Annotated in this window: 5 protein-coding genes and 1 pseudogene (1 of these 6 cut by a window edge); 4 read left to right on the top strand and 2 right to left on the bottom strand. The window is 65.2% G+C overall.

The annotated features are described in order from the left end of the window. On the top strand, window positions 1-79 hold the 3' end of the coding sequence (locus K728_RS0115765) for a class I SAM-dependent methyltransferase (protein ID WP_024477284.1). It extends 1,259 nt beyond the left edge of the window; 79 of the gene's 1,338 nt are visible here — the last part of the coding sequence; the start codon falls outside the window, past its left edge; it ends in the stop codon at window positions 77-79. Beyond that, window positions 76-1,320: a metal-dependent hydrolase family protein gene (locus tag K728_RS0115760; RefSeq protein WP_024477283.1), complete on the top strand. Its 1,245-nt coding sequence runs from the start codon at window positions 76-78 to the stop codon at window positions 1,318-1,320. Before K728_RS0115765 ends, K728_RS0115760 begins: the two co-directional genes overlap by 4 nt. 52 nt (window positions 1,321-1,372) lie before the next feature. On the opposite strand, the gene K728_RS0115755 is transcribed toward K728_RS0115760, so the two are convergent. Both K728_RS0115755 and K728_RS0115750 read right to left on the bottom strand, forming a co-directional pair. Next, the gene (locus K728_RS0115755; RefSeq protein WP_024477282.1) at window positions 1,373-2,668 is read right to left on the bottom strand and encodes an MFS transporter; all 1,296 of its coding nucleotides are present in this window, start codon (window positions 2,666-2,668) and stop codon (window positions 1,373-1,375) included. A 171-nt stretch (window positions 2,669-2,839) separates the two neighbouring features. Continuing rightward, window positions 2,840-4,567, bottom strand: a complete 1,728-nt coding sequence (locus tag K728_RS0115750) for a hypothetical protein (RefSeq protein WP_156911356.1) — start codon at window positions 4,565-4,567, stop codon at window positions 2,840-2,842. Window positions 4,568-4,677: 110 nt separating this feature from the next. Between K728_RS0115750 and K728_RS19715 the strand changes: the two are divergent. After that, window positions 4,678-5,441: pseudogene (locus tag K728_RS19715) on the top strand (LamB/YcsF family protein). Further along, window positions 5,438-5,974 (top strand): 5-oxoprolinase subunit B family protein (locus tag K728_RS22750; protein ID WP_337587507.1); only part of this gene is annotated, 537 nt, incomplete at its 3' end. The pseudogene K728_RS19715 and the gene K728_RS22750, both read left to right, overlap by 4 nt.

Here is a 5,974-nt window from a genome sequence, read left to right as displayed (position 1 = left end):
GGCGGACGGATTGGCTGTAGGCTGGCCGCTAAACGCCTGCAGCGCCTGGCTGCGGTCAACCCGCGAAAGGCAGCAATGACGCTTGCGACAGTTTTGAAGAACGGCTATGTGTTCGACGGCGAACGCTTCCTCCCCGGCCAAACCGACGTCGTCATCCGCGACGGGATGATTGAAGCTGTGGGCCGCGACGCCGGTTCAGTCGACGCGTATGCGGAGGCCACGGTGGTGGATTGTGCTGGTCGCACGGTCCTTCCCGGCCTGATCGACCTGCACGTTCACGTGATGACCTCCACTCCCGGCTCCATCCAGGCGATGGTCGATCCCTACTCCCTGCAGTTCTACGAGTCCGTGCGGAACCTCGAGGCAACCCTCCGCGCAGGTGTCACCACCGTGCGCGACGCCGGTGGCGCTGACCTGGGTGCGAAACAGGCGGTCGAAACCGGGGTCGTCAAGGGTCCACGGCTCCGCATCGCCGTCAGCATCATGTCCCAGACCGGTGGTCACGGCGATCTGTGGCACCCCTCGGGGCTCGACTCCCCCGACTTTGGGCCTCATCCCGGCCGTCCCAGCGGCATCGCGGACGGCGTCGAGGAAGTCCGGAAGGTCACTCGCACGCTCCTGCGGGCCGGCGCCGACCAGATCAAGATCTGCTCCACCGGCGGCGTTCTCTCGCCCACCACTGACCCGAGGCACTCCCAGTTCACCCCCGCGGAGATTGCCGTCGTCGTTGAGGAAGCCGGGATGCAGGGCAAATACGTGATGGCCCACGCGCAAGGCACCGCCGGGATCATCAACGCGCTGCAGGCGGGCGTGCAGACCATCGAGCACGGCATCTACCTCACCGACGAGGCAATCCAGCTGTTCCTGGACACCAAGGCTTACCTGGTGCCCACCCTTTCAGCTCCGCTGGCTGTCATCCGCAAGGGCGAATCCGGCACCAGCGGCCTGTCGCAGCAGGTCATCGACAAAGCCCAGCAGGTGGCGGAAGACCACCGCCAGTCGGTCGCCCGTGCCATCGCCGCGGGTGTCAGGGTTGGCATGGGCACCGACGCGGGGGTCGGCGCGCACGGGGACAATCTGGAGGAACTCGCTCTGATGGCCGACGCCGGTATGACCCTTGAGCAGGTGTTGGCCGCTTCCACGTCGGTGCCGGGCGAACTCATCACGCCCCTCGGCTCCGTGGGCCGGTTGGCAGAGAAGCACCTGGCCGACATCGTCGTGCTTAACGGCCAACTGGAATCGACCGAGCAGCTGGCTGGTCTGCGCTCCATGATCGGGCAGGTCTACCAGGGTGGCGTGCTGCAGTTTCCGACGGCGTAAATACCGCTCCACCGCTATCAGGAGCAGACCCCACCCAACGGGGCACAGATTGTCACACTTCTGTTGTCTCTCGATTCCTGGACCCAGCCACCAGCGATCCCGCCACGACCACCAACACCAGCACGCCGGCGGCCCACGCCAACCCGGCATAGCCAATCAGCACCAGAGCCACGCCTGATGCCGCTCCCCCGGCAGCGCCGGCAAGGTTCATGATGAGGTCGGTCCGGCCCTGAATCTTCGGCCGGGCAGCACCGGTCGCAAGATCCGCCACCAGAGCCGACCCCGCGACAGTGGCCGCACTCCAGCCCAGTCCGAGGAACACCAGTCCCACGGTCACCAGGACCGGATCGTCCTCGCCCAACGCAACGATCGGCAGGGACACCGCAAACAGGCCCTGACCGATCAGGATGGTGGTGACGCGTCCTACCTTGTCACTGAGCCAGCCGAACAGTGGCGACAACGCGAACATCCCGGCAATGTGCAAGCTGATGGTCAGTCCAATAATGGTTAGCGTGACACCGTGATTGATCAGGTGCACAGGCGTCATGGACATCACCGACACCATCACCGCGTGGCTGATCGCGATGGAGCCAATGGCAAACACCAGCGGACCCCGCCCATGGATGGCACCGGGAGCTGCCTCGCTGGCATTCTCGGGAGCGTTGGATTTACTCAACAGATACGGGTCGGGGCGCAGGGCCACCAGGTAGACCGTCGCTGCGGCCAGCTGGGCAAACACAGCGATCAGGAAGGACCCCGTGAGCGACGGCATCTGCAGCGTCGACGCGATCGTCTCACCCGGCCCGATCAGGTTCGGCCCCAGCACAGCGCCGATCGTAGTGAACCAGACCACCAAGGAGAGGTCCCGCCCCCGATGCTGCGAACTCGCCAGGTCGGTGGCTGCGAATCGGGCTTGAAGATTCACCGCGGTGCCCACGCCGAGAAAGGCGAAAGCAAGCAACAGCAAAGGGAACGAGCTCAGCCACGCGGCAACGATAGCCACCACCGATCCCGTCGCCGCAAGAAGCGCACCAGTGGTCAGCGCCCGACGTCGGCCCAGCCGTTGCGCGAGCCGCGCCAGCGGAATGGCACTCGCCGCGGCACCCAGGGTGCTCAACGTCGTCGCCGTACCGGACAGCGCATCCGACCCGGAAATGTTGGCGGCCATCACCGCCCCGATCGAGACGGTGCACCCGATCCCGATCCCGCCCAGGATCTGCCCGACAATCAGCACCCAGACGGTACGCCGCTGGACGGCGACGATGTCGACCGTCGCCGTTACCGCCGATGTCGATATCGATGCGGATGGCCCGGCGAACGCTCGCTTCGGTGGTTGGCTGCTAGTCATGGGAAGAGCGTAGCGGGAACCGGCTAAGGGTGTGTGGGATGGTATGCGTTTGGAAAGGCGCATGCATTGCATGCGATGCATGCATTCTCAATTTCGAAAAGTGCATGCAATGCATGCAGTGCATGCACAGTTTGAATCGGACATAGCATCGCACTTACCAAACCAGGCCCTCTATACCGACCGAAGGTGGCGGCTCTTTCGTCCACCAGCGCCGACAGCGGCCAGCGCGGCCATGTAACCCTTGATATGCACAGCCGAGCCAAACCCGGAGCCCGGCTGAACCTTGGTCGCATCCACATGACCGGCAAGCACCGCCTGCAGTTGATCCAGGATCTCCTCACGACCCAGCCCCTGCGTCCGCAGCCGCTGAGCTGCTTGCCACACCTGAGGCGGTTCGTCGTTCCACAACTGGGACACCACCAGTTCACGCAGCGCTGCGCTCCACACCGGAGAACCATCGGGTTCGGCACCGGAAGGATACTCGTCCGTTCCCACCGTGTGCAGTTCCTCCAGCTCCCCAAGCACCAGCAATCGCAGCTCCTCTGGCTTGTTCGCGTTCAGCTGCGGGTAGTCATCGTCGCCAATCCAGGTGCCAAAGTAGGGCATCGCCAGTTGTCGGCGGTCCATGGCGGCCTGCGCCTCCTCGAGGTTAGCCAGATCCAGTCCTTCAAGAAAGGCCATCCCCGGTGACCGTTCGTCCTCATCCGAGTTCCTCAATTCTTCAGCGTCGTCGAGAGCTTCCCCTACAGCATCCACCAGCAAGTCCACGGCCGCCTCGGGGAGCCCCATCTGCGCGGCGCACCAGTCAACCCACGCGTTGAGGAACCAGGGAAGTGCCTCCAACTCGACGTCGTCGAGCATCACTTTGCGCGGAAGGAACCATCCAACAAATGTGTCCATTTTCGGCGGACTCACACGCACCAGCCGGCCGCCGTCGTAGTCACGGCCAAAGCCAATCGCCAAGTCGGCAAGGCGAATGAACTGCTCTTTGAATGCCCGCGCCGATGCAGGAGCTATGTCCTGTTGAATGTCCCGCATGAAGGTGGCAACCAACCGCTCGGACTGAACCTCATCAGCTTGAATTTGCGCCTGTTCTTCGGCTTCGCTCTGCGCCCTCCGCGTATTGAGGTCGACGACGCCGCTCTCCGGCAGCGCGAGTAACCGCTTCAGCGCCAAAGCCCGGTCCTGGTCGTAGGTGGGACCCACCTCCGGGTTGCTGGTGATGTCAGTGGCCGCGATGGCATCAAGGCCCAGCCGGCGTGCTTCCGGCAGTCCAACCGGCACCACCGCTGCCCCAGCCATTCTCAATGCCGAGCGTTCAAGGGTCTTGAGGAGATCGCGTGCACTGTCGCTGAATAACACCTCAGTGGCGTAGCCGCCCAGATGGTTGGTGTCGATGCTCAGGTACAGACCATGTTTACGTCGCCCGGCGCGGAACTCGATGACAATTTCAATGAAGTCACCGAATACGTCAGTAAGCATCCAGGCCGCGGTGGCTTCCAGCTTCCGCAGCGGGGCAAGCCAGGCGGGCGGCTCGACCCCGGCCTCGGCCAGCCGTCCGGCGGCGGCTGCAGCCTGGGCGTCACCGGGCGCATCGACTACCTGCGCCATCGCCCACAGCACCGCGGCTGAGGTCCGATTAGCTTGACGTTCAGCGTGGCCCACCCAGTCGCTGAACAATGTGTTGTCGATGCCTGCGCCCAGATTGGTGGTCTGGTGCATGCCTGCGTAGACGGCCGAAGCCATCTGCTCCGATTCCAACGACGACGTCTGGTCCAAGTCCGCAGCGAAATGCGGCGCGACCCGGCGGTACAGTTCGGCGATGGGATTGGGCGGAGGGGCGTTTCGCCTCTCCTTGCCCGCTGATTTCGGCTTGCGCGTGCGGCTCTTAGGGCTCATCAATCGATGATGCCACCCTTGCCGCCCAAAAGTCTCGGATGAATAATTGTTGAACAATCCGTTAAACTCGTGCATCCTAGAGAGACCACTCAGGAGAGACGAGGATCACAATGGTGTACATCGACCTCAACAGCGACGTCGGCGAATCGTTCGGAAACTGGACCATGGGCGACGACGCCGCCATCTTCCGCTCCGTTTCCAGCGCCAACGTCGCCTGCGGCTTCCACGCCGGGGACCCCTCCACCATCGCGCAGACCTGCCGGGNCGGGACGCCGTCGAAGCCGGCGTCACCATCGGTGCCCATGTCGGATACCGGGACCTGGCCGGATTCGGCCGCCGCTTCCTCGACCTCTCCTCCACAGAGCTCGCCGACGACGTGCTCTACCAAATCGGCGCCCTCGACGCGATCTCCCGGGCCGCAGGCGGCACCATCAAATACGTCAAACCCCACGGCGCCCTCTACAACACCATCGTCACCCACGAGGTGCAGGCCCAGGCAGTGGTCGACGCCGTCAAGGCGTTCGGTGGCGACCTCCCACTGCTGCTCCTCCCCGGGTCGGTAGCCCTCGACGCAGCAGAGAAGGCGGGCCTCCGCGGCGTGGCCGAAGCCTTCGCCGACCGCGCCTACAACCCCGACGGCACCCTGGTCTCACGCCGCGAACCCGGAGCCGTCCTCCACGACGAGGACGAGGTCGCCGCCAACATGGTCCGCCTCGCCACCGAGGGAGTCATCATCGCCCGCGACGGCTCAACCCTGAAGACCTCCGCCGAAAGCATCTGCCTCCACGGCGACACCACCGGCGCGGTCTCCATGTCCGCCGCCGTCCGCCGCGATCTTGAGGCCGCTGGCATCGACATCCGGAGCTTCGTGTGACCCCTCCCGAGATTCGCTGGGCCGGGCCCCGCGCCCTCCTGATCCAGCTCGAATCGCTCGAATCGGTCCTCGCGGTCCACGCCCACCTGCAGCAGCACCCACTCCGTGGGCAGGTCGACGTCCTCGCCGCCGCCCGGACCGTGCTCGCCGTCTTCGACTCCGGCACCAGCGCCCGCGCCGCCCGGACCGCCGTCGCGCAACTGGACACATCACCGGCCGCTGACTCAGCGCCGGTCGGCGATCCGGTGCGGATCGAGGTGGTGTACGACGGCGACGACCTCGCCGAAGTGGGCCGCCTCACCGGCCTCGACCCTGACGGTGTCATTGCCGCGCACACCGGCCAACTGTGGACGGCTGCGTTTGGCGGCTTCGCCCCCGGATTCGCGTACCTGGTCGGCGAGAACGAGACGCTCACCGTTCCCCGCCGCACCTCACCACGCACCGCCGTCCCCGCCGGAGCGGTGGCGCTGGCCGGCAACTTCTCGGCCGTCTATCCGCGACGCTCCCCCGGCGGCTGGCAGCTGATCGGCAGG

Origin of the sequence: Arthrobacter sp. CAL618 (assembly GCF_000468215.1) — a bacterium.
In the GTDB taxonomy this organism is placed as follows: domain Bacteria; phylum Actinomycetota; class Actinomycetes; order Actinomycetales; family Micrococcaceae; genus Arthrobacter_D.
The sequence above is the reverse complement of the archived record's forward strand: the minus strand, read 5'-3'. Positions and strand labels throughout refer to the sequence as shown.